Annotated in this window: 23 protein-coding genes; 14 read left to right on the top strand and 9 right to left on the bottom strand. The window is 44.6% G+C overall.

Features of this window, described 5'->3' with window-relative positions; genetic code table 11:
- The first annotated feature begins 3 nt into the window (after window positions 1-3).
- Window positions 4-1,536 carry a histidine ammonia-lyase gene (gene hutH / locus MSG37_RS09105; protein ID WP_248470316.1) on the top strand — a complete coding sequence of 511 codons (1,533 nt, stop codon included), beginning with the start codon at window positions 4-6 and terminating at the stop codon, window positions 1,534-1,536.
- Between the two features lie 449 nt (window positions 1,537-1,985).
- Here hutH and MSG37_RS09110 read toward each other — a convergent pair whose 3' ends face one another.
- Together MSG37_RS09110 and MSG37_RS09115 are read right to left on the bottom strand one after the other, a co-directional pair.
- Window positions 1,986-2,627: a DUF3157 family protein gene (locus tag MSG37_RS09110; RefSeq protein ID WP_248470317.1), complete on the bottom strand. Its 642-nt coding sequence runs from the start codon at window positions 2,625-2,627 to the stop codon at window positions 1,986-1,988.
- A gap of 719 nt (window positions 2,628-3,346) precedes the next feature.
- The gene (locus MSG37_RS09115; protein ID WP_248470318.1) at window positions 3,347-3,883 is read right to left on the bottom strand and encodes a TonB-dependent receptor; all 537 of its coding nucleotides are present in this window, start codon (window positions 3,881-3,883) and stop codon (window positions 3,347-3,349) included.
- A 188-nt stretch (window positions 3,884-4,071) separates the two neighbouring features.
- Here MSG37_RS09115 and MSG37_RS09120 point away from each other — a divergent pair, with 188 nt between their 5' ends.
- Window positions 4,072-5,325 carry a mechanosensitive ion channel domain-containing protein gene (locus MSG37_RS09120; protein ID WP_248470319.1) on the top strand — a complete coding sequence of 418 codons (1,254 nt, stop codon included), beginning with the start codon at window positions 4,072-4,074 and terminating at the stop codon, window positions 5,323-5,325.
- Window positions 5,326-5,417: 92 nt separating this feature from the next.
- Here the strand turns inward: MSG37_RS09120 and MSG37_RS09125 are convergent, their stop codons facing one another.
- Together MSG37_RS09125 and MSG37_RS09130 are read right to left on the bottom strand one after the other, a co-directional pair.
- Window positions 5,418-6,044, bottom strand: coding sequence for a LysE family transporter (locus MSG37_RS09125; RefSeq protein ID WP_248470321.1), 627 nt, complete (start codon window positions 6,042-6,044; stop codon window positions 5,418-5,420).
- A 77-nt stretch (window positions 6,045-6,121) separates the two neighbouring features.
- The gene (locus MSG37_RS09130) at window positions 6,122-6,673 is read right to left on the bottom strand and encodes a lysophospholipid acyltransferase family protein (protein ID WP_248470322.1); all 552 of its coding nucleotides are present in this window, start codon (window positions 6,671-6,673) and stop codon (window positions 6,122-6,124) included.
- Between the two features lie 141 nt (window positions 6,674-6,814).
- Here MSG37_RS09130 and MSG37_RS09135 point away from each other — a divergent pair, with 141 nt between their 5' ends.
- On the top strand, window positions 6,815-7,237 hold the full coding sequence (locus MSG37_RS09135) for a DUF4440 domain-containing protein (RefSeq protein WP_248470323.1): 423 nt from the start codon (window positions 6,815-6,817) through the stop codon (window positions 7,235-7,237).
- A gap of 522 nt (window positions 7,238-7,759) precedes the next feature.
- Here the strand turns inward: MSG37_RS09135 and MSG37_RS09140 are convergent.
- Both MSG37_RS09140 and MSG37_RS09145 read right to left on the bottom strand, forming a co-directional pair.
- Complete coding sequence (locus tag MSG37_RS09140; protein ID WP_248470324.1) at window positions 7,760-8,521, bottom strand: NRDE family protein; 762 nt, start codon at window positions 8,519-8,521, stop codon at window positions 7,760-7,762.
- 82 nt (window positions 8,522-8,603) lie between these two features.
- Entirely contained in the window at window positions 8,604-10,181 is a 1,578-nt protein-coding gene (locus MSG37_RS09145; RefSeq protein ID WP_248470325.1) for a metal transporter, read from the bottom strand.
- A 217-nt stretch (window positions 10,182-10,398) separates the two neighbouring features.
- Here MSG37_RS09145 and MSG37_RS09150 point away from each other — a divergent pair, with 217 nt between their 5' ends.
- The gene (locus MSG37_RS09150; protein ID WP_248470326.1) at window positions 10,399-10,995 is read left to right on the top strand and encodes a YhgN family NAAT transporter; all 597 of its coding nucleotides are present in this window, start codon (window positions 10,399-10,401) and stop codon (window positions 10,993-10,995) included.
- Window positions 10,996-11,040: 45 nt separating this feature from the next.
- Here the strand turns inward: MSG37_RS09150 and MSG37_RS09155 are convergent, their stop codons facing one another.
- A complete protein-coding gene (locus tag MSG37_RS09155) occupies window positions 11,041-11,604 on the bottom strand; it encodes a chorismate lyase (protein WP_248470328.1) in 564 nt (187 codons plus the stop codon).
- 145 nt (window positions 11,605-11,749) lie between these two features.
- Here MSG37_RS09155 and MSG37_RS09160 point away from each other — a divergent pair, with 145 nt between their 5' ends.
- The 3 genes from MSG37_RS09160 to MSG37_RS09170 all read left to right on the top strand — a co-directional run bounded on the left by MSG37_RS09160 (window position 11,750) and on the right by MSG37_RS09170 (window position 13,779).
- Window positions 11,750-12,151, top strand: a complete 402-nt coding sequence (locus MSG37_RS09160; protein WP_248470329.1) for a flagellar basal body-associated protein FliL — start codon at window positions 11,750-11,752, stop codon at window positions 12,149-12,151.
- Between the two features lie 52 nt (window positions 12,152-12,203).
- On the top strand, window positions 12,204-13,310 hold the full coding sequence (gene rlmF / locus MSG37_RS09165; RefSeq protein WP_248470330.1) for a 23S rRNA (adenine(1618)-N(6))-methyltransferase RlmF: 1,107 nt from the start codon (window positions 12,204-12,206) through the stop codon (window positions 13,308-13,310).
- Window positions 13,311-13,407: 97 nt separating this feature from the next.
- Window positions 13,408-13,779, top strand: coding sequence for a DUF4440 domain-containing protein (locus MSG37_RS09170; RefSeq protein ID WP_248470331.1), 372 nt, complete (start codon window positions 13,408-13,410; stop codon window positions 13,777-13,779).
- Window positions 13,780-13,786: 7 nt separating this feature from the next.
- On the opposite strand, the gene MSG37_RS09175 is transcribed toward MSG37_RS09170, so the two are convergent.
- Both MSG37_RS09175 and MSG37_RS09180 read right to left on the bottom strand, forming a co-directional pair.
- Window positions 13,787-14,692 (bottom strand): helix-turn-helix transcriptional regulator, encoded by a 906-nt coding sequence (locus MSG37_RS09175; protein WP_028766702.1) that lies wholly within the window; start codon window positions 14,690-14,692, stop codon window positions 13,787-13,789.
- Between the two features lie 47 nt (window positions 14,693-14,739).
- On the bottom strand, window positions 14,740-15,570 hold the full coding sequence (locus tag MSG37_RS09180) for a formate dehydrogenase accessory sulfurtransferase FdhD (protein ID WP_248470332.1): 831 nt from the start codon (window positions 15,568-15,570) through the stop codon (window positions 14,740-14,742).
- Window positions 15,571-15,867: 297 nt separating this feature from the next.
- On the opposite strand from MSG37_RS09180, the gene MSG37_RS09185 reads away from it, so the two are divergent.
- The 7 genes from MSG37_RS09185 (at window position 15,868) to fdh3B (ending at window position 23,337) form a co-directional block, all read left to right on the top strand.
- Complete coding sequence (locus MSG37_RS09185) at window positions 15,868-16,335, top strand: DUF3305 domain-containing protein (RefSeq protein ID WP_248470334.1); 468 nt, start codon at window positions 15,868-15,870, stop codon at window positions 16,333-16,335.
- Entirely contained in the window at window positions 16,332-16,970 is a 639-nt protein-coding gene (locus tag MSG37_RS09190; RefSeq protein ID WP_248470335.1) for a DUF3306 domain-containing protein, read from the top strand. Before MSG37_RS09185 ends, MSG37_RS09190 begins: the two co-directional genes overlap by 4 nt.
- Window positions 16,971-17,117: 147 nt before the next feature.
- A complete protein-coding gene (locus MSG37_RS09195) occupies window positions 17,118-18,797 on the top strand; it encodes a 4Fe-4S dicluster domain-containing protein (protein WP_248470336.1) in 1,680 nt (559 codons plus the stop codon).
- Between the two features lie 10 nt (window positions 18,798-18,807).
- Window positions 18,808-19,482: a molecular chaperone TorD family protein gene (locus MSG37_RS09200; RefSeq protein WP_248470337.1), complete on the top strand. Its 675-nt coding sequence runs from the start codon at window positions 18,808-18,810 to the stop codon at window positions 19,480-19,482.
- Window positions 19,483-19,657: 175 nt separating this feature from the next.
- Window positions 19,658-19,858: a twin-arginine translocation signal domain-containing protein gene (locus MSG37_RS09205; protein ID WP_248470338.1), complete on the top strand. Its 201-nt coding sequence runs from the start codon at window positions 19,658-19,660 to the stop codon at window positions 19,856-19,858.
- Between the two features lie 15 nt (window positions 19,859-19,873).
- Window positions 19,874-22,723, top strand: a complete 2,850-nt coding sequence (locus tag MSG37_RS09210; RefSeq protein WP_248470339.1) for a formate dehydrogenase subunit alpha — start codon at window positions 19,874-19,876, stop codon at window positions 22,721-22,723.
- A gap of 26 nt (window positions 22,724-22,749) precedes the next feature.
- A complete protein-coding gene (fdh3B, locus tag MSG37_RS09215) occupies window positions 22,750-23,337 on the top strand; it encodes a formate dehydrogenase FDH3 subunit beta (protein ID WP_248470340.1) in 588 nt (195 codons plus the stop codon).
- The last annotated feature ends 27 nt before the right edge of the window (window positions 23,338-23,364 follow it).

The following is a 23,364-nucleotide window of genomic DNA, read 5'->3' on the forward strand; positions in this document are numbered from 1 at the left end:
TAAATGAGTCATTTAGTATTAACTCCGGGTACCTTAACCCTTGCACAAATCCGTGAAATTAGCCGCGGTAAAGTCACACTAGAACTAGCCGAAAGCGCTATCGCCGACATCAACACTAGCGCAGGCTTAGTGCAGCAAGTATTGGATGAAGGCCGCACGGTTTACGGCATCAACACAGGTTTTGGCTTACTGGCAAACACTAAGATTGCTGCTGATGATTTACAGCTGCTGCAACGCTCAATCGTATTGTCGCACGCAGCAGGTACTGGCCAATACATGCAAGACGCCACTGTGCGCTTGATGATGGTATTAAAGATTAACTCGCTAAGCCGTGGTTTCTCTGGCATTCGTTTAGAGGTGATCAACTTCCTTATCGCTTTGGTTAACGCGGGTGTTTATCCATGTGTACCAGAAAAAGGTTCAGTGGGGGCGTCGGGCGACTTAGCGCCGCTATCGCACATGTGTTTGCCACTACTTGGCGAAGGCGAGATGAGCTATCAAGGTGAGCTAATCACTGCGGCTGAAGGTCTAGAAATTGCCGGTCTTAAGCCAATCGAACTTGCTGCAAAAGAAGGCTTAGCCTTGCTTAACGGTACGCAAGCGTCAACGGCATTGGCACTGGAAGGCCTGTTTAACGCAGAAGATCTGTTTGCGGCAAGCTCGGTGATCGGCGCTATAAGCGTTGAAGCGGCAATGGGCAGTCGTAGCCCGTTTGATCCACGTATTCACGCGGCTCGCGGCCAAAAAGGTCAGATTGATTCAGCTGCTGTGTTCCGTCACTTGCTTGGCGATGAGTCTGAGATCAGCCTAGATCATGTTAACTGTGAAAAGGTACAAGATCCGTATTCACTGCGTTGTCAGCCACAGGTATTGGGTGCATGTTTGACTCAAATTCGTCATGCGGCAGAAGTGTTGGGCACTGAAGCGAACGGCGTTACTGATAACCCATTAGTGTTCCAAGACACTGGCGATATTATTTCGGGCGGTAACTTCCACGCCGAGCCTGTAGCTATGGCTGCTGATAACTTGGCGATTGCGATTGCCGAGCTAGGCTCGATTGCTGAGCGTCGTATCGCGCTACTTATCGATTCAAACTTATCTAAGCTGCCACCGTTCTTGGTTGAAAATGGCGGAGTAAATTCAGGCTTTATGATTGCGCAGGTGACTGCCGCGGCATTGGCTTCTGAGAATAAAACTTACGCTCATCCTGCATCGGTAGACAGCTTACCAACATCGGCTAACCAAGAAGATCATGTGTCTATGGCAACTTTTGCGGCACGCCGTTTACGTGATATGTCTGAAAACACTCGCGGTGTATTGGCGGTTGAGCTATTGGCGGCGGCGCAGGGCCTAGATTTCCGTGCACCACTGCAACCGAGTAAAGCCGTTGCACAGGCTAAAGGCGAGCTACGTGAGCTAGTGACTTACTACGATAAGGATCGTTTCTTCGGTCCAGATATCGAAGCGGCAACAGACTTGCTGCTGACCGCAAGTTACAACGCTTACTTGCCAGCAGATATCTTGCCAAGCCTGTAAGTGGCTAATTAGCTAATAAGAACCATTAGCAACAAAGAGCCTACGGGCTCTTTTTTTTGGCTGTCGCTTAGTGAAAATATGCTTAGGTGTTTTTTTAAGCTGACTTTGATAGAAGTCTGTTGCTGACGGAAAAGTAGCGCCAGAATATTTTTAATTAAAATTCAGAATTAAATCAACTGTATAATTTTATGTGTAATATTTAAATTGTCTAGTTGCGCAATTGATTTTGTAGGCATTTGAGTGCGCTTATGCGTGCTTTTTTTTGTTTTTTGTTTTTTGTTTTTTGTGTCGGTTTTTCTAATGAGTATTTATCGTAATTTTTTTGGTAAAATAAATGTTTTTAATTTAATGGAATAGCTAGAGGCAGGGGGCGATATATAAAAAGCCTGCTTGGATAAACCAAGCCGGCTTTTATTGTTCTATTGGTTGAGCTTGTGTTTGGACTGGTATTACATACGTGAATCCATCTCACCCATTTTTAAGCTCATTAACTGTTTTGTCCACTGAGCCTTGTCTATGCCTTCAATCCAAAATACGCGGCTGTCACGAGTTTGGCCTTTACGTAAATAGGTATCTGGCATTCTAAAAATAGCTTGCCAAACTTTAACTTCTTCTTTTTTGATTAGTGCACCAGAGTCAGCAAATAAGCTGATCTCTAGCTCTATCAGTACATAATGTTCTGTGCTGTTACTGCTTAGCTCGAAAGTCAGCCCCAAGCGACCATCGTCATCCCATTGGCTGTTAGCAAAGCTAACTTTGACGCCGCTTTTAGCAGTGGATTTAAGTAATGCTGATTGCGCGATAGCACTTGAGGTTAATGTTTCAGTTGTTGCCGTGCTAACGGCTGGAGTTACTACTTCAGTTGCTGCTGCGGTAGCGGTTGCTGCGCCAACCGTGGCTGGTAATGTTACCGGTATAGCTGGTTCTGGCTGTGTTTGGCTCTCTAAGATGACATATTCCCAGGTAAAGTCATCGTTGAGTTTTACTTTGGCACCATTTTCAAGAGTGATCCTTGCCACTTCATCGGCAAAGGTTGGCACTGAAAACATTAAAATTGCGATTGAGGCGTAGTTGCGAAGCATTTTATACATGAGCATTAACCTATTTAAGTTGATTGCTCTAGCATAGACAAACTGTAGTTGGATTAATACCGATTAGATTAAGAATCTGTTCATTCTGAGGGGATTTAAAACATTTATGCTAAGCCTGAAACTTGAAGTCAATATAGAGGGTTATCGTGCAAAAGTGTTAAATTCATGATTAGACTGAACATAAGTTAAAACAGTCTTTTCGCTGAACTGCACCTTTGTTAGCTGGATGATAGCCATGCTTTCGATTACACTGCCTGCAAAATTTGAACTGCAGTTAACGTAATAAAATAAAAGTATTGCGATTATAATTTTTAGAGCGTTATAAAGAAGGGAATCATGAAAGTATTAAATAGCATTATCATTACGACTATTTTTCTTGTGCTATCTTTTGTTGTTATAAATATAATTATTGGTGCAGTTAAAACCGCAGGCTATACGGAATCATGTGTTCATGTAGATAATCCCTTTTTCACCCAACACAACTTTTCCGGTAATACACCTTTCACTTCTTTTAAAGCGGGAAAGTATCAAGCCAAAGGCTCGGTTATATATTGTAGAACGTTTAATTACTTTAATTGAGTCTTAGGTAAATAACGATAGTAGCTATATTACTTATTTAAATTGCCTAACTGTAAGTTTCACTTGCTGCATCTTAATAAAGTGATACAGCAAGTAATTTTAATTGATTTAATGCGGGCTTGAAGCTGTCGTACTCATGCTTACATTGAGTAGCCAATGCTGATTACGGCAGATTCGGTAGCAGAGTTATAACCAGCACCCACAATAAAATGCTTACCAATTACGTATCTCAAGCCGAGCTCAGCTCCCCATGTGGTGTCTTTATCAGTTTCCCAAACGGGCTCTGCACCAACTACATAAGGCACGATATTGGTGGTTGACGAGTACTCAGTAGTATAAGCAGCTGCACCGCCATAAAGGCTTAAGTTGCCAGTAAGACTATAGCTAATGCCAAAGCGCCATAGCGAGTCTTGAGTGTAAGCTTCTCCCGGAGGCTCAACATACACATCTTCTTTTTTACTCTGAGCATAGCCAATGTAGTAGCCCCAATCGGCGTAATCTCTGTCGTAATGGCGAGGGGCAAAAGTCACGCCGTACATATCCTCTGCTGCTGGAATATAGTCTAAAGTTATAGCCATAACAGGAGCGGGCTTGGTGTCGGTTTCAAGCGAGAAATCGTTGGCCATAGCAGTTGAGCTGGTAAGGCTTATTAAACAAGCTATCAATAATTTGTTCATGGTTTACTCTAGGCTTGGCGAAGATATGGTCATAGATTGTTGTGAATCTTTAGTTTACAGTCAACCAACAGTGCTAAAATGCCTGAATTAATAGATATTTGTAACTGTCTTGCTTTGAGCTTTTTAGCGTGATGTAAGTAAGGCTTAAATAGCATGTTGCGCAATTAAATGCGTATAGGAGAAAGGTTTTGGATCAGGAGTTGCGAACAGGGATTGCCCATTGGTTAACTAAAGTCGGCATAGATACTCAGCCTTCAGATGGTATTTCTAGTGCGATTATGGTGATTGCGTGTCTAGTCATTGCTTTTGCGGCTTATTTCTTTGTTAAGCGTGGTGTAGTCACTACCATGAACTTGGTGATCCAACGTTCAAAAGCCCATTGGGATGACATCTTTATGCGCCATCAGGTGCTAGAAAAGATGGCGGTGATGGTGCCGATTCTCATCTTGAATATTTTAATGCCTTTGGCGCTGAGTGATCATAAGGTGCTCAGTAGTTTAAGTGATCGATTTCTTGATGTGACAATAGTGGTGTTGTTTGTCCGCGCGATTTATAGCGCATTAGATGCCGCAAATGAGATCGCCGATTACAACCTAGTGAGCCGCCGCCTACCGATTAAGAGCTTTGTGCAGTTGGCAAAACTGTTCATGTTCTTCGTCGCGATTATTATCTCAATCTCGGTTTTAGCTGACCAGTCGCCGATCTATTTCTTAAGTGGTTTAGGTGTCGCGACCGGTTTAGTTATGTTGGTATTTAGGGATACCATTTTGGGCTTTGTCGCAGGTATTCAATTGGCAGCTAACCGTATGGTGAGTCCGGGCGATTGGATTGAGATGGATAACTTTGGTGCTAATGGTACGGTCGAAGAAGTGTCGTTAACCACTGTTAAAGTGCGTAACTTTGACCAAACCTTAACTATGCTGCCAGCTTATTCATTAACGTCGGGCTCATTTAGAAACTGGCGCGGCATGTCAGAATCTGGTGGTCGTAGAATCAAGCGTGCAGTGCAGATTGATATTCAATCGGTACGCTTTCTTACCGAAAGCGATATGCGTAGTCTAAGTAAAATTAACCACCTGAAAGATTACTTCTCGGCAAAATCGGCAGAAATCATTACCTATAATGCTCAAGTTGAAGATGCTGATATGTATGTTAATAGCCGCCATTTAACTAACTTAGGTACATTCAGAGCTTATATCCAAGAATATTTAACTCAGCATGACAAGATCCGTAAAGATATGACCTTAATGGTACGCCAGCTAGCACCAACCGAACTCGGTGTACCTATTGAGTTATATATCTTCACTAACGATACCCGCTGGGAGTTTTACGAGGGAATTCAGGCGGATATTTTCGACCATATCTTTGCGATACTGCCAGAGTTTGATTTGCGTGTGTATCAAGGTCCAACCGGCGCAGATATCCGTAGCTTAAGACATTAACCGATTACTCAGTGGTAAAAATTAACAGAAAGCCAGCTTTAAGCTGGCTTTTTTGTGGCTATTTTTGTTTCGCCTGATTATGTTGATTGCTATTAGCTTTCTCGAGAGACCAAAATAGCTGCCAAGGCGACAAATACACCACCGCTGGTTCTATCAAACCAATGCAGTTTATTACTCGACTTTAGTGTCGGTGCAAGTACGTTAGCCATGCTGGCATAAATCATCACAAAGCTAAAATCGACGATAGCCCAAGTGGCTGCCAAAATAGCGAGCTGGGGGCCTTGTGGCGCACTGATATCAATAAACTGCGGGAACAGTGCGGCAAAAAAGAGTAGATCTTTCGGGTTACTAATTCCGACAAGAAAAGCTTGCTTGAAAAGCTGTTTAGGCGCGCCTTTACCCTCAGCAGTGTTAAGCTCTAAGCCTTTACCATCGCCCTTCGTCAGTAAGAGTTTTACCCCTAAAAATAGCAGGTAGGCTGCGCCACACCATTTTAAAATAGTGAAGCCATATTCGGTGGCACTTAATAGCGCGCCAAGCCCCGCGGCCGATGCCATCATTAAAATCAACGCTGAGCTGACGCTACCGAAAGCAGTGGCAATACTGCGGCTTTTACCGTAATGAATACCATGGCCCATGGACAAAACCGCCATAGTGCCCGGTGATACGGCAATTAATAAGATGGCAAACAGGTATAGCAGCCAAGTATCGAAGCTCATAAGATTTTATACAATTTTAAAAGAATGGCAGCACTATAGCCGCCAGTCATTATTTAGGCAATCGCCGTGGTAGATAGCTAATGGGTAAAGTCAGGAATGACTTTAGGGTGGCGACCTTCAATGGAGCGGTAAAACTCAACTAGCGGTTGCATATCTTGCACAATATCGCCGCTTGGGGTGATGCCTTTATCTATGACGATAGTTTTTTTACCAAAATCTAAACCTACCGCAACAATTGGTACTTGGGCTTTATTAGCAATATGGTAAAAACCAGTTTTCCAGCGAGTGACTGGACTGCGAGTGCCCTCAGGCGCTAAAGCTAAGTTGAAATTAGGGTTGGTTTTAAACATTTCTGCTACGGCATCGACAAGGTTATTGCTTTTGCGTCTATCCACTGGTGTGCCGCCTATGGCTTTAAAGAACCAACCCCAAGGTGGAATAAACAGCTGATGCTTGCCTAAGAAGTTAATCTTTACGCCTAATACGCCGCGGGCAATAACGCCAATAACAAAATCCCAGTTACTGGTATGAGGCGCAACAATGGCGATAAATTGGTTGTCTTTAGGCAATTCGCCAGCGATCTTCCAGCCTATGAGCTTAAACAGCCCCTTGCAAAATAATTGAAACATATAGTGAAAACCTTCCGGCCTTTTCTGTGAGTATTGCTGTTTTCTGTCGCTTTAGCCAATTGCTAGCTTTGAGAACTGACAAGACGACATATGAATAATTGCGTTATAGTACACGCAATAAAGCCAGACTGGAGAGTGGCAATGTTTAAAAAAGCAATCAGTGTCCTATTGTTGTGTTTAGCTTTTAACGTAAACGCTGTACCAACAGATGAAATTGCGAATATTTTGGCTGAGCAAGAAGCTGCATGGAATCGTGGCGACTTGGACGGCTATATGCAAGGTTATTGGAATAACGAAAAAATGCGCTTCGTATCTAATGGCAAATTTCGTTATGGCTGGGTTGAAACCTTAGCCGCCTATAAGAAGCATTACCCAGATAAGGCAACCCTCGGCACGCTGACATTCACTATTAAAGAAACCAAAATGCTCAGTAACTATGCTGCGATAGTTGTTGGTCGCTGGTCGCTAGAGCGCGCAAAGGATAATCCAAATGGTGTGTTCACCTTATTGGTAGAAAAGATTGATGACCGCTGGGTGATCACCCATGACCATACGTCTGACTAAAGCTATGTAGCTTAGGATTATTTCTTTAGTTTGCGACTAAGCTGCATAATTGGATATATGCAAAAGTACAGGGTAGCTGCGTTGACTGAACGCGGCTTTCCACGATGGATATGCTCTGTATGGTAACCAATATAGCCGATATACCAATATATGGCCGAGATTGAGGGCAGCAGTATAATTTCAAGGCGGTCGACTGCAAAGAACCAGATCCAGATAAGGATGTTCAGCAGTATAATCACTCCGTGAAGAAAGATGATATCTAGATTTTCGCGCATGTTTTGCATAATTTTCGCTCCCTGATAATATACATTTATATTATGCATTCCTTAAGGAAATAACATGGCTTTTCTTATTCCTGCTGTTGTTTTAGTTTTAGGTATATTATATCTGGTTAAGCATGCTGAATTTAATCAGCCTGAAAAGAGTAAAGATACCAAGTAAGCCGATAGCAATTCCTGTAAAACAGCCTCTTAAAGTAATAGTTAAACGCTTTTGTTTGCGGTTACCGTTTGACTAACTCTGCTATTGTTGTGATTCGATAACAAACTCATCTCGTCCTAAGTTTCGGCCTTTGCCGTCATATCTCACTTCAGTGAAATGCACCTTTCCTTGTCGATCTTTTAAAATAATACTGGTTGAGCGAGTGCCATATTCTTCATGTTGGATATAAATCGATGATAGGTGGCGCTCCCACTCCACACTTACACCTGTGGTTGGTAACTCGCTATCTGGGGCTTGGGTGTTGTCGGTCATAATCGTCAGTAAGGCATCGATATCAGGCGTGGAATGGCTATTGATGTGCCGCTCGATTGCTTGGGTGCCGCGAGCCATTTTCGGCCATATCTCATCAAGTGCGCCATTACTTATTGCATGAAATCCGGCTTGTAACTGCGTCATAACCTTGTTGCGGCTATCAAAGCACTGTAGTTGATGTTCATCACCAAAAAGTAAATTAAACGGATTGTAGAACTGACTGTAGCGCTGTAACCAGTCTTCATTAATGCTTTGTTCGGTTAGTGCTTTTAACACTAACTCGCCGCGGCTCTGCATATCAATTTGGTTTAATTCTGGGGCGCGAATATTGGTTAGCCCTGCAAACTTGCCCTGCTGATTTACCCCTAACCAAGTACCGCCGGCTTGCAGATCTTTGCCAGCGAGTATTGGATTTGGACCAGGCCAAAAATGAGCGGGTTCAGTAGGGCGGTGATGGAATTCGTCGCGATTAGCGCAGATGATAAGTGGAAATTGCGGGTGTGTTTGTAAGGCTACAAAAAGGATGCACATAAGCGCCACTCAAAACCAAGTCATGGATATAGATTAATGCCCATGACTTGGAAAAGCTAGCGGGAGTAATGGCTACCCATGGCTAATGATGGTGCTTATGCTCATCATGTTTATGTTGGCCGTGATCGTGAGAATGACCGTGGTCATGATCATGATGGTGTGGCTTTGTTTTTACTAACATTAAGCGGCTTAAGAACTTGCGCGGACCAAGGCGCAGTAAACTTGTGGCGAATAAGATTGCTACAAGAATTAAGCAGATATTGTTTACGCTTGCTGGTAAATGCACTAAAGCTTGCCATTTTGGGTGCAACATCTCGATGGCACCAAGCAATGCAATTAGTAGTGCAAACAAGCTCGCCTTCTGGCTCCAATTCATCAGTTTTAACTGGGCTAAATTGAAAATCGGTGCAGCAATTAGTGGCAGCATGACCGCTGTGGTTGTCCAGCCACTATAAGCCAATGATAAAGACAATACCGCCGCGCCTAAATTACAAAAACGCATTGGTAAGAATACCAATAACAGCACTATAACTTGCACTAGTGGGCTAGATAACGGTACCGCTGGGTGACCGATTAAATTCGCTAACACTAAGCTCAGTAAAATCCACGGTGCACTGCGATCAACTAAATGGGCAAAGCCAAATCGCCACGCCGAATCTGGTAAATAGTCATGTGGATCTGTGGGTTCTACACGGCATCGAGTTAGTTGCCAGCCAATAGCTAAAACCGAGATTGCTTGCAATAGGGCAAACATAGGTCCAAGCAATAAACCTGTAATTACAATGGCTTCGGGGCCAAGTAAACGTTGTAACCACAAGCGGCTAAGCTCCTGGTTATGCGGTGTTAGACCAAAATGAAAGCGTAAGCTTGCCACTGCATAAGCAATTAACAACACTGGCGCAATAGTTAACATCCAATCAAGCAAGTGCTCAGTTGAGTGACTATGATGGTGGTGCTCGTGACCGCCTGAATCCATCATCAACAGCAAGGCGAGTAAGATAATGCCGAATATGCTGCCGATACCCGCTTGATATTCAAACTTACCTTGTTTGTCAGTATCAGGCGAGCCGTGAGGCTGATGTAGCACCACATGTAAAATCGAGCCTGTTACAAACGCTTGTAAGTAAACTGTATTCTCTAGGCTTAAGTGCGACAGCAATTGCTCACCAGCAAAGTAACCAAAGCCTGTTAGTGCCATCATTGCGGCTAGTACCGCCATGGCCCAACGGCTGCCTAATTGCGGCTTGAGTAACCACCAAATCGCCACTCCAACCGGCAGGCGATGCAAGATAATGCCTAGAGCCAGCAAAGGAGAATTGCCCTCTTGCTGGGCTAAAATCATCGCGCCACCGTCGGTAATGGTATGCAGCAGCAAACCACCAATACCCAGCGACAATGTTAGGTTGTGGGTGACTTCAGAATAGCGATGGAATAGGCGCTCACTGAGAGTGGGCCCCCAAATACCGATAATGACGAATACGATCGCCAAAAAGCCACCGTGCTCCAGTAATTCCGGCAGAATATGGAGTAGCACTAATCCACCCAGTGATACGAATATAAATCCGTCTAGGCCTTTTTGTAGACCATTGCCTTCCGAGAAAAATCGGTAAAAAAGCGGGCCTAATAATAGTGCGATACAACTAGCTAAGAGATACAGCATGGAATTCCAAAGTTAAACTGGTAGCGCTAAAAAAACGCCATAGTATACCAGTGTTGTTGCTAATTAGCAGAGTGCAATGTTGAATTTACATTGATATTCAGTTTTAGCTAATTGAGCAGTATTGTGAAGTTTTAGGGTGCAATTTGGTGTCCATTTGTTAGTTTAGCTGTAAAACACTATAGAATAATGTGTTTATGGCAGATAGATGGGAATTACGATGGACACTTTTTCAGCGGCAGTCATGTTATTTCTTATTATGGACCCGTTGGGGAACCTACCAATTTTCGCTTCTATACTGCGTCATATCGAGCCCAAAAAGCGGCGTATGGTGTTGATCAGAGAATTAGTTATCGCGCTGGTTATCATGATGCTGTTTCTGTTTGCCGGTGAAGCGATACTGAGCTTTTTAAATCTGCGCACAGAATCCGTCAGTATTGCTGGCGGCATCATCTTATTCTTAATCGCCATTCGAATGATCTTTCCACAACCCGGTGGTGTAGTTGGTCTCGCTGCAGGTGAAGAACCGTTTATTGTACCAATGGCAATTCCTTTGATGGCTGGTCCATCCGTTTTAGCTGCGCTAATTTTACTGGCTCATACCGATAACTCTCGGATGCTTGATTGGACTATAGCACTCGTTTCTGCGTGGGGAGTGAGCGCGGTGATTTTACTCTTCTACAAGCTATTTACTAAAGTGTTGGGCGAGAAAGGCTTAACTGCGGTAGAGCGGCTAATGGGCATGGTGTTAGTGATGATCTCAGTACAGATGTTCCTTGATGGCGTGGCAAATTATATCAGCCACACAGGATTGTAATGACTCAATAAAAGCGCCCATTAAAATGGGCGTTTTTATTTGGCTTTAAGCTAACTGCTCAATCGCTTGCTGCGCGGCGGGCAGAAACACTTCACTTACGACTAGTTGTTCGGTTTCATACTGAAAGTAGCGCCGACGTCCCCAAAGTGGCTTGTCGACCTCTTGCTTGAGGGACTTAGCGAGTTTGGCAATTTTTGTGCAGGCCTCAAAGTGAGCGACTTCAATTTTACCTGGGGTAAATTCATCGGCCGAATACAGTAGCTCGCCTAACGGTCTTACCCCTAAGCCAAGAAACTCTTGCTGTTTTTTTTCAAGCAAGTCGCCGGGGATTAAGGTTCTAGCAAATACCCATGGAGTGCCGTCTAAGATCAACAGCACTTCTCTGATCCACATTTTCTGGTTGGTAACAGATTGTTCCAACGGCGCTAAAGTATCTTCGCCTAGGATTTTGACCTCAAAATGAGTACATTGCTTTTTAAGTTTTTTAGTTAAACTGCATGTGCTCAATAACCAGTCCTGAAAAGGTTGCTGGGGCAAGTTGGTGATTTGTTCTGGTGAAAACCATTCGATTGATTCACCATAAGGAAAGCTTAACCTAGTCACAGTCATCTAATTCTCGGTACAATACAGCAAACCGAAGCAGTCTAGCACGCTCATGCCGCTGCAGGTAGCTATTGTCAGCGATGAAAAAAGCGCAGACAGTACAACAAAGGGATTAAGTACATCAAATATAAACAAGGGGATCAGTTTTAAGATGAATCGAATAATCGCCGTATTACTGATTGCGTTATGTAGTAGCTTTAGTGTTACTGCCGCCGATAAAGAAGAGCTGGCAGAATACGCTTACTATGGCTTTGAGCCTGAGATAGTGACTAACTATATTTCTAACAGAAAGAAGTTAGGTTACGTCAGAATTAGTGTTGATTTGATGGTGAAAAAACCAGAGCAATTGGTGAGCCTAGAGCGACACGATCCATTATTAAGGGCTGCTATTGTCGAAATTTTGGGAAACCAGACTGAAGACAAGGTGAAGTCATTAACAGGTAAAGAAGAGATCCGCCGCGAATGCTATGAAAAGATAAATCAGCTTTTAGAGCAGGAAACGGGGCAGCCTTTAGTGGTTAATTTACTCTTTACCAAATATTTATACGATTAAACAAAAGCGCAGATACTTTAGAGATCTGCTTTAGGTGCCGACGCGTTAACTCATGACTTATAAATCAAAACCTGCAGCAAACAAGCCTAATAAGACTTCGGCACCTAAACGAGCTATAAACAGTCAAAGCAAAAAAACAGCAAATAACAAATCTGTAAAAGTGCAGCCAAGTAAAAGTTTGCACCCTAGAAACTTACATAATAACGGCTATGATTTTCCCGCATTAGTCGCTTCTTTGTCTGCGCTAAAGCCGTTTGTTAAGCCAAATCCTTTTGGTAATCTGTCGATAGATTTTGCCAACCCGCAAGCGGTTAAGTTGCTTAATAGCGCCTTATTAAAACTGCATTACGGCGTTGAACATTGGGATATTCCACAGGGCTTTTTGTGTCCGCCAATTCCGGGTCGTGCTGATTATATTCACTATATTGCTGATTTGCTCGCGGTAAAGAAAACCAATAAAAAGCGTGTGCCAAAAGGTCCACGAGTTAAAGCGTTAGATATCGGCACCGGCGCGAATGCGATTTATCCATTGCTGGGGATCCAGTCATACGGTTGGGATTTTGTTGCTAGCGATGTCGATCCGCTTTCTATTGCCAATGCCGAGCGGATCTTTGCTGCTAATCCAGCGATAACTGACAAGTTCACGGCTCGTTTGCAAGCCAATCCAAAACAGGTATTCGCTGGCATAATTAAAGATAACGATCGTTTTGATATTACTCTGTGCAATCCACCGTTTCATGCCTCACTGGCAGAGGCTAGCGCGGGGACATCGCGTAAGCTACAAAACCTTGCTGCCAACAAAGCTGCTAAAGGTACTGTTAAATCAAATGCGAAAATAGATACTAAAGCAGCTGATACAGTGCTTAACTTTGGTGGTCAAAAGGCTGAGTTATGGTGCGATGGCGGCGAGCAAGCGTTTTTGAGCATCATGATTAATGAAAGCCAGCAGTTTGCTGCTCAGTGTTTATGGTTTACTACCTTAGTGTCTAAAAAGGACAACCTTAAACCAGCTAAAGCGCTGTTGAGTAAAGTTAAGGCGCTAGAAGTGCAAGAAATCGAGATGCATCAAGGTAACAAGACCACCCGTATATTAGCTTGGACCTTTATGAGCGGAGAACAAAGAGAGCTTTGGCTGCAATATCGTGATGCGAACTGCTAGGCAAGTTCATCAATTAAATAACTTTTTAACTCATTTCAAAAATGCCTAATCCTCTTCTAGACTAAAAGAGTGTTACTTTTCTATATTGGGCACTATTGTGAATTTTAAACTGGAAAACTTGCTAGTTGAATTAGAGCTGTACTTGCAAAAGCCTGAGGTGCGTAGCTCCTATACCGAGTTAGAGCGCTTAATTAGCGACGACTTTATTGAGTTTGCGGCTACGGGTTGCAGCTTTGGCAAAGATGAAGTGCTAGCAAGACTACCTGATGAGCGTTCACCCACGATTGAGACCAGTCAGTTTGCCGTTCGCGAACTAATTGAAGGTGTCTGCCAAGTGACTTACCGGGCTAAATTAAAAAAAGCTGATGACAACGTCACCAGCTTTTCTATTCGCAGTTCAATTTGGCGCAAGCATCGAGAACTTTGGCAAATCGTGTTTCACCAAGGTACGCCATGCAAGCCTTTTTAATTGTACCTTAGTTGCCATTCCATAATAGCTTGCCACAATCCGTTAAGTCATAACCACCAAGCGTTGCAGCCAATTGCTGAGTTTGCGGCTCTGCCAGTAAGTTAAATAAACGCTGTAACTGACGTCTAAAGTAGATACCTTGTGGCATAACAAAGTCAAAAGACTCAGTCACTAATGGCACAAAGCTTAAACCGCTTTCAAGTGCCACAGACTGACAGCCAAAACCTATATCTGCATTATTGCGCGCAATATAACCAGCAAGTTCACGTTCACTTTGCGCAACGATATTAGAGTTTAATTCCTCAAAAGAAGCGCCTTGCTTCATTAACCATTGCTCAAGATGTTGTTGGCTACCTGCACCTGCCTGACGGGCGACCCAGCGCCATGATTGTTGCGACACTTTGTCCAACTCTTGGCAACGGTGATGCATATCAGGGCGCATCATCAAGCCTTGTTTGCGGGTATAGCCGTGGACCATTACCCATTGTTGATGGTTAGCGTAGCCCTGTAATAGTGCTGGGTGACGCACGCTGCGCTCTTCAACACTGCCCCAATGCAAAGTACATACATCGGCGTAGCCGCGCGAAAGTAAGTCTAGACCTAGGCGAGAGCCAGTAGAGCTGTAACTGATCAGCTCACTTTTACCGACTTGCGACATCATTCGCGCAACCAGCATAGATAGTAATGGGTCATCACTACCAGTAATATGCATACGATCAGACAGCATACCGCTATGGCAAGAGTCCATCACCCATCTGTCGATCAAGATCTTGGGGAACAACCATTTACCAGTGATTTTTGTCGCTGGAAGAATGCGATCGTTGGCCATTGAGTAGACTTTCTTCTCATTAAGATCTAGATACTCAGAGACCTGCTTGGCACTCATGTAGATCAGGTCAGTTGGCTCAGTCATTATTATTCCTTGTTGCGCATGTCATACTTGTAATTAAGGCTATTTGATTAAGAAAGTGCATCAAATTCTATGTTCTCTGCGCCATTGTAAATTAAGAAATGGCGGCCTTTGGCGCGAGCAATCATGGTGATCCCCAGCTTTTGTGCTAGCTCTAGCCCCATCTGTGTTGCACCACTGCGAGATAACACCACCGGAATGCCCATCTTGGCGACTTTAATTACCATTTCAGATGTGAGGCGACCAGTGGTATAAAACAACTTATCATTGCCATTATCTTGGTTTAGCCACATTTCACCTGCCAATGTATCTACTGCATTGTGACGGCCAACATCTTCAACAAAACCAACAATTTGATCTTGATGGCATAGCCCGCAGCCATGCACTGCACCAGCATTTTTATAGGTTTCATTGTAAGCGCTAATGTTTTTCAACAGGCTATAAATCATGCTCTGTTTTAATTCAGGCTTTGGCAGGTCGATATCATCAAGACCTGTCATAAAGTCGCCGTAAACAGTGCCTTGGCCGCAGCCGGTGGTGACCGTTTTTTCCGACAACTTATCATCTAAATTTTCAATTTTCTCTGATGTCAGAATGGCTGCTGAATTAACATCCCAGTCAACAATGACAGATTCGAGTTTAGTAATGTCAGAGATAAACCCTTGGTTTTTAAGGTATCCAAGAGAAAGAGCCTCTGCACGTGCACCTAAGGTCATTAAGGTAACAATAGGTTGCCAGTTTAGATAAACCGTTAGCGGGCGTTCACACGCAATAAACTTATCAACTTTTTCGCCATTCTCATTGATCGCTGTGACCGCAATAGTAAGCGGAACGTCGGTATTGGTTTTTATCAACTTTGGATTGCTTTTGTATGCAGTCATAGGTCTCATCATCTGTTAAAAGAAAGCGTTACCTCCAGTCCTAAGCAATATCTATACCTAAATGAATAGGGAGTTAAAGTTTGTTATAGATCACAGTTTGGTGGCTAGAGTCGCCCATTTATGTCCTATTGCTAATTGCTATTTAGACAAAATGTCCTAGTCTTTGGGTGGAATGTTTGATCCAGTTCAAACTATTTTGGCTTTAGCTAATGGCACACATATTGCTTCAATTGGGGGAGAGTATTTAATTAACTGGTCTGCTATAGCAGCAACCACCTCAGGCAAGACGGAGACTGAATGCAACATACCGAAAGCCAATGGCCAATGTACGTTTCTCTTAAGAAGATTGAGAAACTAGTCGGAAGATGGACCTCAGTACAGTGGGAAGTCGACCAAATGCTTCCTGCTACCCACGCCGCACCTGCAGGTGCCCACTTAATTCTACTTGAACTGCATAAAGATGAGCGCGGCAGCTACCGTATCAATATCGATATGGACAACGCCATGCTTTACATCGTCTGTGACGAAACTGAAGACGGTGAGTGGAAGCCAGTTGCTATTTCTGCAGACCAAAATGTTGCTGCGGGTTGCTTAGAGGCTGATACGCCAGTGCTAAACATACCTATGCCAAAAGCTATCGCTTGCTGGATTGAGGCTTTTATCACTCGTCATGGCGAAGTTGAAATTTGCGCCCATCGTCGTAAGCACGTTGACCGCCGCAAAAATCAAGGCCCAAGCACCGACCATACGGCAGACCGATTATGAGCGGCTTTTTATCTCGCTGGAACTTGCGTAAACAGCAAGTAGAAGAGAAAGGCGAAGCTGAGGTCGCTGCGGCTGAAGCTGAGGCGCAAAAAGAAGCAGAAGCGCTTGCTGCACAAAAGCAAGCCGACGCAACGCAATCAGCTGAGCAAGAGCCGCAAGTAACAGAGCAAACCCAAGTTGAAGCTCCTGCAGAAAAAATCTTAACTGCTGAAGACTTACCTGATCCAGAGAAAATTGAGGTTGGCGGTAGTTTTGCTAGCTTCATGGGAGCCAACGTCGATCCTGCAGCTAAATCTGCAGCGTTAAAGGCGCTCTGGAAACAACCGCATTACAGTGAAATAGATGGCTTGCTTGAATACGCACTAGATTACAGTAATCAGCCGCTGTTAACGCCAGATGTGTCGGCAGAGATTGCCAAAAAAGTCTTCCGTCACATGGTTAAAGATAACGACGAAGAAACACCAGAACAAGACGAATTAGCCCCATCAGATGAGATGATTGCGGCTGAAAAATCTGCTCAAAATGAAGCTGTTAATGATGCAGAACCGGTATCGGACATTTTGGACGGTCACCAAAACGCCTTGTCCCAAAATGAACCAGAAAATAGCGATGGCTCTACTGGCAAAGTTGTTTAACGTCACTATAGAGTGTTTTTAATTCCATAAATTTGGTATGTGAATTGCTGTATTAGTGGGTAATAAAAAGCTGATGCCAGTATAGGCATGATGAGAACAGCGATACTCGTATACAGAAGCAGCCAAAGAACTGTTCAGGAACGCAATGTGAGCAATAGTGAAACACAAGTCGGACTCAAAGAGGTTCGTCAAAAGGTCCTTGCCGGCACTCAGGTTATCCAAAACCTGATCCCACCGACCGTAAGCTACACCACCGAGGGTAACGTACTGGTTATCGGTCCGGAAGACTTGGCGCGTTTGGCTGCAGACAAATTGTCTAATATGGGCAAGTGTGCAATTTTAGCCAACGAGCCAATTACTAGTCAGGATGAAGAGCACCTTGAAAAAGTAATGACTGCTGCGGAAGACGTAGAAAGTTATTACAACAAGTTAATTGAAATCAAAGGTTTCTTAGGCCAGTTCCAAGTTAAAGTTGAACATGAAAGTGGCAGCGCTGAACTAAGCACAGTTGCGATTCGTAAAGCTCATTTCGACCTTATCCTTGATTTAAGCATGAGCCCTTGTATCAACCTAGAGATGTTGCCGCCAGGCTACTTCTACGTAGGTCAAGACCAAGCTAAGCTAGATGACGCGCTTGAGCAGTTACCTGATCTAATTGGTTCATTCGATAAGCCGCGCTACGTTAAAGTAAACAGCGACTTATGTGCTCACAACCGCAACGGTAACGAAGGCTGTACACGTTGTTTGAACTTCTGCCCGGCAGATGCGATTGCTAGCGTTCAAAAGAAAATTGAAATCGATCCTTACCTTTGTCATGGCGCTGGTAGCTGTACCAATGCTTGTCCAACGGGGGCGATTAGCTACGATTTACCAACGCCACAAGCGATGCACACTTACTTGCAAAAGTTAGTGACTAGCTTCCGCTCGCAAGCGCAAACCGCACCTGTGATTTTATTCCATGATATGGGTAAAGGCGCTGATTTAGTGACTGATGCGTTAGCTGGCGAAATCATTCCAATTGAATTGGAAGAAATCACCGTTGCTAGCATGGATCACTGGATGTCAGCTCTAGCATGGGGCGCACGCCAAATTCTGGTGCTGCAAACTGATGCAACAGCGCCTACGCTGACGCAAATGTTGCAAGGTGAATTGTCATTAGCCAACTCGATTTTAGACGAGATGGGCCAACCACAACGCATTAGTTTGATCACTGAAGCGCATTTAACAGAAGCCGGTGCGCAAGAGCTTTCAGAGTTGTTGATCACCAGTGCTAGCTGGCCAGTAATTGTGCCTGCTGAATTTGCTGCAACCAACAAGCGTGAAACGATTTACAACGCCATCGATCATCTTAATGAGCAAGCTGCATCAGTAGATACATGCTTGTCGCAAAGCAATATTCCTTACGGCCAAGTTAGCGTTAACACTGAGAACTGTACCTTGTGTATGTCTTGTGTGGCGACTTGTCCTACTTGGGCATTAACCGATGGCGGCGATCGCCCTGCGTTGCACTTTGTAGAGCAAGATTGTGTGCAGTGTGGCTTATGTGAAGCTGCCTGTCCTGAGAAAGTTATCAGCTTAACGCCTCAGGTTAATTTCGATAAAGCTGCGCGTCAGGCGCGTCAAACCCTGCATGAGGAAGCCCCGTTCGAATGTATTACTTGCGGCACACCGTTCGCAACTCAATCCATGGTGAAACGGATGTTAGATGTGGTAGGAACCCACAGTGCCTTCAGTGCTAACACAGATCGTTTAAAAATGTGTGGTGACTGTCGAGTAAAAGACATGTTTGAAGACATTCTTCAAGATCCTGAAAAGCAATTGCGATAAGAGTTTAACCATGACCGAATTAGTAAGAGAAGTTTCAGAAAACGATCAGCTTAGAGCCGATATTTATCAGTTGCTAGCTGCATTACTGCGTCGTCAGCCAAGCCCAGAGCTACTTGCGTTTCTTTCAGGCTTGGAAATTGATGCCGATGACGACAGCGAAATGACTAAAGCGTGGGTAAGCCTTAAATTGGCTGCTCAGCAATTTAGCGAAGAACAGCTTGAAGATGAGTACTTCAATGTATTCCTTGGTGTAGGCAGTGGCGAAATCCTACCTTACGGTAGCTGGTTTATGACAGGGTCTTTAATGGACAAGCCGTTAGCGCTACTGCGTAACGACCTAATGCAATTAGGTTTTGAGCGTGAGGAAGAAGTTAAAGAGCCAGAAGATCACGTTGCGGCTTTATGTGAAGTGATGGGTATTTTGATTTTAGAGGCACCAGGCTACCGTCAACTAGCGTTTTACCAACGTCATATCGGTAGCTGGATTGCTCGCTTCTGTGACAACTTGGCCAAAGCACCAAGTGCAGCGTTTTATGCAACGGTTGCCCAATTAGCGAAAGAGTTCTTTGTTATCGAAGCTAAAGAGTTTGAACAGCTAAGTTTAGATATTCCAGTTAACTGCCCTGGCAGTGAAGCTGAGAGTGTCGAAAAAATTGAGCCATCTACCAACGAATTAGCGTCTTAATCGCTGTAGGTATTGGTTTGAATATATGTCAGCTCAGTGCTGCAGCCATAATGGCAAAAAGCCTGAGCTGATGTAGACAAATCTAGGACTCCTTTCAATTGGAGCCTAACAAGAACTGGATAGAGAGCCGAATTATCACTTTTTATCTTAATTTCAGTAAATCTAAGGAGACACTATGAAGAAGCAAGCTTCCGACATGAGCCGTCGTCAATTGCTAAAAGCATTGGCCATCGGTGGTGCGGCTGGCGCAGTTGCAACTGCAAGTGGACAAGCTCTTGCTGCAGAACCTGAAGTCGCACCTGTTGCGAAAAAAGGTAGCGGCTACCAAGAGTCTGACCATGTTCGTAGTTATTACGACACACTGCGCAGTAAATAATTAAAGGAGAGTGTGATGCGATTAACCCGCAAAACAGACCAAGCTGCAGCAAGCACTAAAGCAGTTTTAGGTTTAAACCGTCGCCAATTCCTCAAGTCCGCGAGCCTCGCGACAGGCGGTATTGCAGCGGCATCAATGCTAGGCGCAGGAATGATGCGCAAAGCAGAAGCAAAAGATATTCCCCACGACACCCCCACCGAAACCAAACGTACCATCTGTTCTCACTGCTCTGTTGGCTGTGGTATTTATGCCGAAGTTCAAAACGGTGTATGGACAGGCCAAGAACCAGCATTCGATCACCCATTTAACGCGGGTGGCCACTGTGCAAAAGGTGCTGCGCTGCGTGAACACGGTCACGGTGAGAAGCGTCTTAAGTATCCAATGAAGCTAGAAGGCGGTAAGTGGAAGCGTCTTTCATGGGATCAAGCAATTGAAGAAGTTGGCCAACAAGCACTAGATATTCGTAAAGAATCGGGTCCTGACTCAGTATTCTTCATGGGTAGTGCAAAGTTCTCAAACGAACAAGCATATATGTACCGCAAACTTGCGGCGATGTGGGGCACTAACAATGTCGACCACTCAGCACGTATTTGTCACTCTACCACTGTAGCCGGTGTTGCTAACACTTGGGGCTATGGTGCGCAAACCAACTCTTTCAACGATATCCGTAACGCGAAAGCGATGATGTTTATCGGCTCAAACCCATGTGAAGCTCACCCAGTTGCAATGCAACATATCTTGGAAGGTAAAGAGCGCGGCGCGAAAATTATCGTTGTCGACCCTCGTTTCACCCGAACTGCAGCTAAGTCTGACGAGTTCGTGCATATTCGTCCTGGTACGGATATTCCTTTCATTTATGGCTTGCTATGGCACATCTTCGAAAATGGTTGGGAAGATCAAACCTTTATCGACCAACGTGTATACGGTATGGAACGTATCCGTGAAGAGGTGAAGAAGTATCCGCCTGCTGAAGTAGCTAACATTGTTGGCGCGACTGAAGAGCAAATGTTCCGCGTAGCTAAGCTACTGGCTGAAACTAAACCGGGTACTGTTGTTTGGTGTATGGGTGGTACTCAGCATCACGTAGGTAATGCCAATACTCGTGCTTACTGTATCTTGCAGCTTGCCCTAGGTAACATGGGTGTTTCTGGTGGCGGTACTAATATTTTCCGTGGTCACGATAACGTACAGGGCGCAACCGACTTCGGTTTATTGTTCGATACGCTACCGGGTTACTACGGTCTCAAGACAGGTTCTTGGAAGCATTGGTGTAACGTGTGGGACTTGGATTATGAATGGGTTAAGAGCCGCTTCGACCAAGAGCAGCGCTTAGGTCAAGATCCAATGACTTCAACGGGTATTCCATGTTCACGCTGGCATGATGGTGTACTAGAAGACAAGTCTAAGATTGCCCAGAAAGACAACATTCACATGGCGTTCTTCTGGGGTCAGTCAGTTAACACTGAAACCCGTGGCCGTGAAGTGCGTGAAGCACTTAACAAGATGAAAACTGTGGTAGTTGTGGATCCGTTCCCAACTATGGCAGGTGTAATGCATGAACGTACAGATGGCGTTTATCTATTGCCTGCAGCGACTCAGTTTGAAACCTACGGTTCGGTTTCTGCTTCAAACCGTTCTCTACAATGGCGCTCGCAAGTTATTGAGCCATTATTCGAGTCTAAGCCTGACCATGTGATCATGTACAAGCTAGCCAAGAAATGGGGCGTCGAGAAAGAGTTCTGTAAGCATATTCAAGTGAATGGCGAAGAGCCGTTGATTGAAGATATGACTCGCGAATACAACAAGGGTATGTGGACCATTGGTTACACAGGCCAAAGTCCAGAGCGTTTGAAGATGCACCAAGAAAACTGGGGCACGTTCGATATTCAATCGCTAGAAGCACCAGGTGGCCCAGCGAAAGGGGAAACTTATGGTCTACCTTGGCCATGTTGGGGTACGCCAGAGATGAAGCACCCTGGTACGCAAATTCTTTATCGTACTGGTCGTGAAGTTAAAAACGGTGGTGGTAACTTCCGTGCCCGTTATGGTGTTGAACATAACGGTAATAACATTTTGGCTGAAGGCTCTTACTCGAAAGGCAGTGAGATCAAAGATGGTTATCCAGAATTTACCGACAAGATGCTTAAGCAGCTTGGTTGGTGGGATGATCTAACGGCTGAAGAAAAGGCAGCTGCTGAAGGCAAGAACTGGAAAACCGATATTTCTGGTGGTATTCAGCGTGTGGCGATTGATCATGGTTGTATTCCTTACGGTAACGCAAAAGCGCGTTGTATCGTGTGGAACTTCCCAGATGATATCCCATTGCACCGTGAGCCACTTTATACGCCTCGTCGTGACTTGGTTGCTAAGTACCCAACTTATGAAGACCGTATGGTTGCTCGTCTTCCTACCCTGTATAAATCAATTCAGGATCAGGATTTCAGTAAAGGCTTCCCATTAGTTATTACTACTGGCCGTTTGGTTGAGTACGAAGGTGGTGGTGAGGAAACACGTTCTAATCCATGGCTTGCTGAGCTACAGCAAGAGATGTTTATCGAGATCAATCCAGCCGATGCTGCTGATCGCGGTATTCGTGATGGTGACGACGTGTTTGTTCATAGTCCTGAAGGTGCCAAGATCACCGTTAAGGCTATGGTCATTCCACGAGTTGTACCAGGCGAATGTTTCATGCCATATCACTTCGCGGGTGTATTCGAAGGCAAGAGCCTTGAGAAGAACTACCCAGAAGGCACAGTTCCTTACGTGATTGGTGAAGCTGCCAACACTGTAATGACCTATGGTTATGATGTTGTGACCCAGATGCAAGAGACGAAAGTGAGCTTGTGTCAGGTCAGCAAAGCCTAATTAACTTGATGAGGAGATAAGCCATTATGGCAGTCATGAAATTCTTATGTGACACCAAGCGCTGCATCGAGTGTAACGGTTGCGTCACAGCATGTAAAAACGAAAACGCCTCAGCCATTGGCTGGGGGATCCAACGTCGTCGCGTAGTTACGCTACATGACGGTGAGCCAGGTGAAGCGTCAATTTCAGTGGCATGTATGCACTGTACTGACGCACCTTGTATGGCTGTTTGCCCTGCAGATTGCTTCTATCGTACTGAAGATGGCATCGTGCTGCACAACAAAGAAACTTGTATCGGTTGTGGTTACTGTTTCTATGCTTGTCCTTTCGGCGCACCTCAGTTTCCACAGAAGGATGCTTTTGGTAGCCGCGGTAAAATGGACAAATGTACTTTCTGTGCAGGTGGTCCAGAGCCAGACTTCTCTGAAGCAGAGCGCAAGCTTTATGGTGCAAACCGTATTGCAGAAGGCAAGTTACCTATGTGTGCTGAGCTTTGTGCAACCAAAGCACTGCTAGCGGGTGATGCGGGTGTGGTATCTGATATCTTCCGCGAACGTACTGCAGCAAGAGGCGCGCCGGGTACCATTTGGGGTTACACCCCAACAACTGGTTAGTCAGGCTGAATAGGGCTGACACCTTGG

Origin of the sequence: Shewanella sp. 1CM18E (assembly GCF_023161665.1) — a bacterium.
In the GTDB taxonomy this organism is placed as follows: domain Bacteria; phylum Pseudomonadota; class Gammaproteobacteria; order Enterobacterales; family Shewanellaceae; genus Shewanella.

Bases quoted from the DNA above. Each gene is read 5' to 3' on its own strand.
- MSG37_RS09210 (WP_248470339.1), top strand. From the start codon at position 19,874: ATGCGATTAACCCGCAAAACAGACCAAGCTGCAGCAAGCACTAAAGCA.
- MSG37_RS09150 (WP_248470326.1), top strand. From the start codon at position 10,399: ATGGACACTTTTTCAGCGGCAGTCATGTTATTTCTTATTATGGACCCG.
- MSG37_RS09140 (WP_248470324.1), bottom strand. From the start codon at position 8,521: ATGTGCATCCTTTTTGTAGCCTTACAAACACACCCGCAATTTCCACTT.
- hutH (WP_248470316.1), top strand. From the start codon at position 4: ATGAGTCATTTAGTATTAACTCCGGGTACCTTAACCCTTGCACAAATC.
- MSG37_RS09130 (WP_248470322.1), bottom strand. From the start codon at position 6,673: ATGTTTCAATTATTTTGCAAGGGGCTGTTTAAGCTCATAGGCTGGAAG.
- fdh3B (WP_248470340.1), top strand. From the start codon at position 22,750: ATGGCAGTCATGAAATTCTTATGTGACACCAAGCGCTGCATCGAGTGT.
- MSG37_RS09135 (WP_248470323.1), top strand. From the start codon at position 6,815: ATGTTTAAAAAAGCAATCAGTGTCCTATTGTTGTGTTTAGCTTTTAAC.
- MSG37_RS09145 (WP_248470325.1), bottom strand. From the start codon at position 10,181: ATGCTGTATCTCTTAGCTAGTTGTATCGCACTATTATTAGGCCCGCTT.
- MSG37_RS09115 (WP_248470318.1), bottom strand. From the start codon at position 3,883: ATGAACAAATTATTGATAGCTTGTTTAATAAGCCTTACCAGCTCAACT.
- MSG37_RS09175 (WP_028766702.1), bottom strand. From the start codon at position 14,692: ATGACTGAGCCAACTGACCTGATCTACATGAGTGCCAAGCAGGTCTCT.
- MSG37_RS09180 (WP_248470332.1), bottom strand. From the start codon at position 15,570: ATGACTGCATACAAAAGCAATCCAAAGTTGATAAAAACCAATACCGAC.
- MSG37_RS09200 (WP_248470337.1), top strand. From the start codon at position 18,808: ATGACCGAATTAGTAAGAGAAGTTTCAGAAAACGATCAGCTTAGAGCC.
- MSG37_RS09110 (WP_248470317.1), bottom strand. From the start codon at position 2,627: ATGTATAAAATGCTTCGCAACTACGCCTCAATCGCAATTTTAATGTTT.
- MSG37_RS09125 (WP_248470321.1), bottom strand. From the start codon at position 6,044: ATGAGCTTCGATACTTGGCTGCTATACCTGTTTGCCATCTTATTAATT.
- rlmF (WP_248470330.1), top strand. From the start codon at position 12,204: ATGACTTATAAATCAAAACCTGCAGCAAACAAGCCTAATAAGACTTCG.
- MSG37_RS09205 (WP_248470338.1), top strand. From the start codon at position 19,658: ATGAAGAAGCAAGCTTCCGACATGAGCCGTCGTCAATTGCTAAAAGCA.
- MSG37_RS09155 (WP_248470328.1), bottom strand. From the start codon at position 11,604: ATGACTGTGACTAGGTTAAGCTTTCCTTATGGTGAATCAATCGAATGG.
- MSG37_RS09190 (WP_248470335.1), top strand. From the start codon at position 16,332: ATGAGCGGCTTTTTATCTCGCTGGAACTTGCGTAAACAGCAAGTAGAA.
- MSG37_RS09185 (WP_248470334.1), top strand. From the start codon at position 15,868: ATGCAACATACCGAAAGCCAATGGCCAATGTACGTTTCTCTTAAGAAG.
- MSG37_RS09160 (WP_248470329.1), top strand. From the start codon at position 11,750: ATGAATCGAATAATCGCCGTATTACTGATTGCGTTATGTAGTAGCTTT.